A 3,681-nucleotide genomic window follows, 5' to 3' on the forward strand; every position below is an offset into this window, starting at 1 on the left:
CGGCACGGCGGCCGGCGCCGCCGCGGGCACGGCCGCGCCGGCCTTGCCTTCGGTGTCGATCTTCGCGATCAACTGCTCGGCGACGACGGTGGCGCCGTCGGCCTGGATGATCTCGGCCAGCACGCCGGCCGCGGGTGCGGGCACCTCGAGCACGACCTTGTCGGTCTCGATCTCGATCAGGATTTCATCGATGGCGACGGCGTCGCCGGGCTTCTTCTTCCACTGCAGCATGGTGGCTTCGGCCACGGACTCGGACAACTGGGGGACTTTGACTTCTACGATGGACATTTCTATGTGCTCGTTTCGTGTTTTCTTGTGAAGGTGGATCAGAGCGATCTTGTTACTTGGTCAGCACGAAGCCCTTGAGCTTGCCGAACGCGCCGTCGACCAGCGCCTTCTGCTGTTCCTGGTGCAGGTGCGAGTAGCCGACCGCGGGCGATGCCGAGGCGGCACGGCCGGAGTAGCCCAGCTTCTGGCCTTCCTGCATGTTCTCGTGRATGTAGTGCTGCACGAAGAACCAGGCCCCCTGGTTCTGCGGCTCGTCCTGCGACCACACCACGTCCACGAGATGGGGGTACTTCTTCAGTTCGGCGGCGAAGGCCTTGTGCGGGAAGGGATAGAGCTGCTCGACTCGGATGATCGCCACGTCGTCGATGTCCTTTTCCTCGCGCTTCTTGGCCAGGTCGTAGTAGACCTTGCCCGAGCAGGCGATGACGCGCTTGACCTTCTCGGCCTTCAGGTCCTTGCTGTCCGGGATGACGGTCTGGAAACTGCCCTTGGTGAACTCGGCCAGCGGCGAAGTCGCATCCTTGTTCCGCAGCAGCGACTTCGGCGTCATGATGATCAGGGGCTTGCGCAGGTTGCGCACCATCTGGCGACGCAGCACATGGAAGATCTGACTCGCCGTCGTCGGCTGGACCACCTGCATGTTGGTGTCGGCCGCAAGCTGCATGAAGCGCTCGAGGCGCGCCGAGCTGTGCTCCGGTCCCTGGCCTTCATAGCCGTGCGGCAACATCAGCGTGATGCCGTTGACGCGGCCCCACTTGACTTCGCCGGAGGCGATGAACTGGTCGATCACGACCTGCGCGCCGTTCACGAAGTCGCCGAACTGCGCTTCCCAGATCACCAGCGTGTTCGGGTCGTTCGAGGCGTAGCCGTATTCGAACGCGAGCACCGCTTCTTCGGACAGGATCGAGTCGATGACGACGAACGGCGCCTGGTTGTCGGCCACGTTCTGCAGCGGCACATAGGTGCCTTCGTCGAACTTCTCGCGGTTCTGGTCGTGCAGCACCGCGTGGCGGTGCGTGAAGGTGCCGCGACCGCAGTCTTCGCCCGACAGGCGGACCGGATAGCCGCTGGCCACCAGCGAGGCAAACGCCATGTGCTCGCCCATGCCCCAATCGATGTTGACGTCGCCGCGACCCATCGCCGCGCGATCGTCCAGCACCTTCTTGACCAGCGGGTGCACCGTGAAGCCTTCAGGCGCCTTGGTGATGCGCTCGGCCAGCCGCTTCCATTCGGCGGTCGGGATCGCGGTGTCGCCGGCGTCGGTCCACTTCTTGTTGAGGAAGGGGCTCCAGTCGACCGCGTACTTGCTCTTGAAGTTGGTCAGCACCGGGTCGGAGGTGTTCTTGCCGGCGTCGAAGGCCGCGCGCTGGGCCTTGACCAGATCGTCGCCGAGCGTGGCGCCCAGGCCTTGGGCGGCCAGCTTGTCGGCGTAGAGCTTGCGCGTGCCGGGATGCTGCGCGATCTTCTTGTACATCAGCGGCTGCGTGAGCGCCGGCGTGTCCTGCTCGTTGTGCCCCAGCTTGCGGAAGCAGACGATGTCGACCACCACGTCCTTCTGGAACTCCATGCGGAATTCGAGGGCGAGCTGGGTTGCGAGCACCACGGCTTCGGGGTCGTCGCCGTTCACGTGCAGCACCGGCGCCTCGATCATCTTGACGATGTCGGTGCAATACAGCGTCGAGCGGCTGTCGCGCGGGTCGCTGGTGGTGAAGCCGATCTGGTTGTTGATCACGATGTGCACCGTGCCGCCGGTGGAGTAGCCGCGCGTTTCGGCCAGCGCCAGCGTTTCCATCACGACGCCCTGGCCTGCGAAGGCCGCGTCGCCGTGCACGATCACCGGCAGCACCTGCTTGCCGAGCGGGTCGGCGCGGCGGTCCATGCGGGCGCGCACCGAGCCCTCGACCACCGGATTCACGATCTCGAGGTGCGAGGGGTTGAAGGCCAGGCTCAGGTGCACCGGCCCGCCGCCCGTGGTCACATCGGAGCTGAAGCCCTGGTGGTACTTGACGTCACCGCTGGGCAGGTCTTCGGGGGCCGTGTGGTCGAACTCCGCGAACAGGTCGGCCGGCAGCTTGCCGAGCGAGTTGACCAGCACGTTGAGGCGGCCGCGGTGCGCCATGCCGATGACGATTTCCTGCACGCCCGCGATGCCGGCCTGGTTGATCAGCTCGTCCATCGAGACGATGAAGCTCTCGCCGCCTTCGAGCGAGAAGCGCTTCTGGCCGACGTACTTGGTGTGCAGGAAGCGCTCGAGGCCTTCGGCGGCGGTCAGCCGCTCGAGCACGCGCTTCTTCTGCTCGGCGGAGAGCTGCGGATTGGTGCGGGCGCTTTCGAGCCGCTGCTGCCACCAGCGCTTCTGCGCCTGGTCGGTCATGTACATGTACTCGGCGCCGATGGTGCCGCAGTAGGTTTCGCGCAGCGCGTTGAGCAGGTCGCGCAGCGACATCGTCTCCTTGCCGAAGAAGGTGTTGCTGGTGTTGAACACGGTCTCGAGGTCGGCGTCGGCGAAGCCGTAGAACGAGGGTTCGAGCTCCGGGATCGCGGGACGCTCGGCGCGCTTGAGCGGGTCGAGGTCGGCCCAGCGGGCGCCGACGTTGCGATAGGCGGCGATCAGTTGCTGGACCGCGGTGCGCTTGCGGCCGAGCTCGGAGTCGGCACCGCTGGCCACCACCACCTTGGTGGTGCCCTGCTTGGCGCGCTCGGCGAAGGCGTTGACCACCGGCAGGTGGGGCACGTCCTTGGTGTTGCTGCCGTCGGTGGCGGGCACGTTCTGGAGCGCGTCGAAGTACGCACGCCAGTTGTCGGGCACGCTGCCGGGATTGGAGAGGTAGTTTTCGTACATCTCTTCGACATAGGGCGCATTGCCGCCGAAGAGGTAGGTGTTGCCTTGGTAGGCGCTGTAGACGGACGAAGCCGTCGACGAGGAATCGCTCATATTCCGCTGACCTTCGCTTCCCTGAAGGAAGCACTAGCTGGTTTAAGAAACCTTCCGCGACACGGCTGAACCGATTGGCGGATGCGACTGTGGCTGGGGAAGGGCCTGAGTACTGCCGCATTGTGCCATTGATGTGGAAACCCCCCAGGTTGCCCGCACTTCGTGTCGGGCGCCCACCCCCTGCTGGGGGCAACACCAGCGGCCCGGCGAAGCCGGTTCCGCGGTGTTTCACCAACGGGCCGGGCTTCGCCGGCCGGGAGCGCGAAGGGCCGAGATGCCGCAATCAGCAAACGACGAGATCCGTGTGTCCGAAGCCCTTCGAGTAATCGAGAACGGAAATGACCGAGGGTGTAACGCGGAACAGGCGGACCTCGTCCGGGCCCGGCATCTTCATCGGCAGAGGCCCTGCATCGGGGTATTTCAGCGGGAGCATGCGCAGGACTTTCTCCGCTTCTGCC

General features: G+C 65.3%; 2 protein-coding genes. Both read right to left on the reverse strand.

The genetic code is table 11. The annotated features are described in order from the left end of the window. The coding region (locus tag AC1D2K_RS31770) for a biotin/lipoyl-containing protein (protein WP_478094055.1) at positions 1–288 on the reverse strand (288 nt) is incomplete at its 3' end. Positions 289–340: 52 nt separating this feature from the next. Then, positions 341–3,223, reverse strand: coding sequence for a 2-oxoglutarate dehydrogenase E1 component (locus tag AC1D2K_RS31775; protein ID WP_478094057.1), 2,883 nt, complete (start codon positions 3,221–3,223; stop codon positions 341–343). Positions 3,224–3,681 lie beyond the last annotated feature (458 nt).

This window comes from Variovorax sp. P1_H12_2 (genome assembly GCF_056405335.1).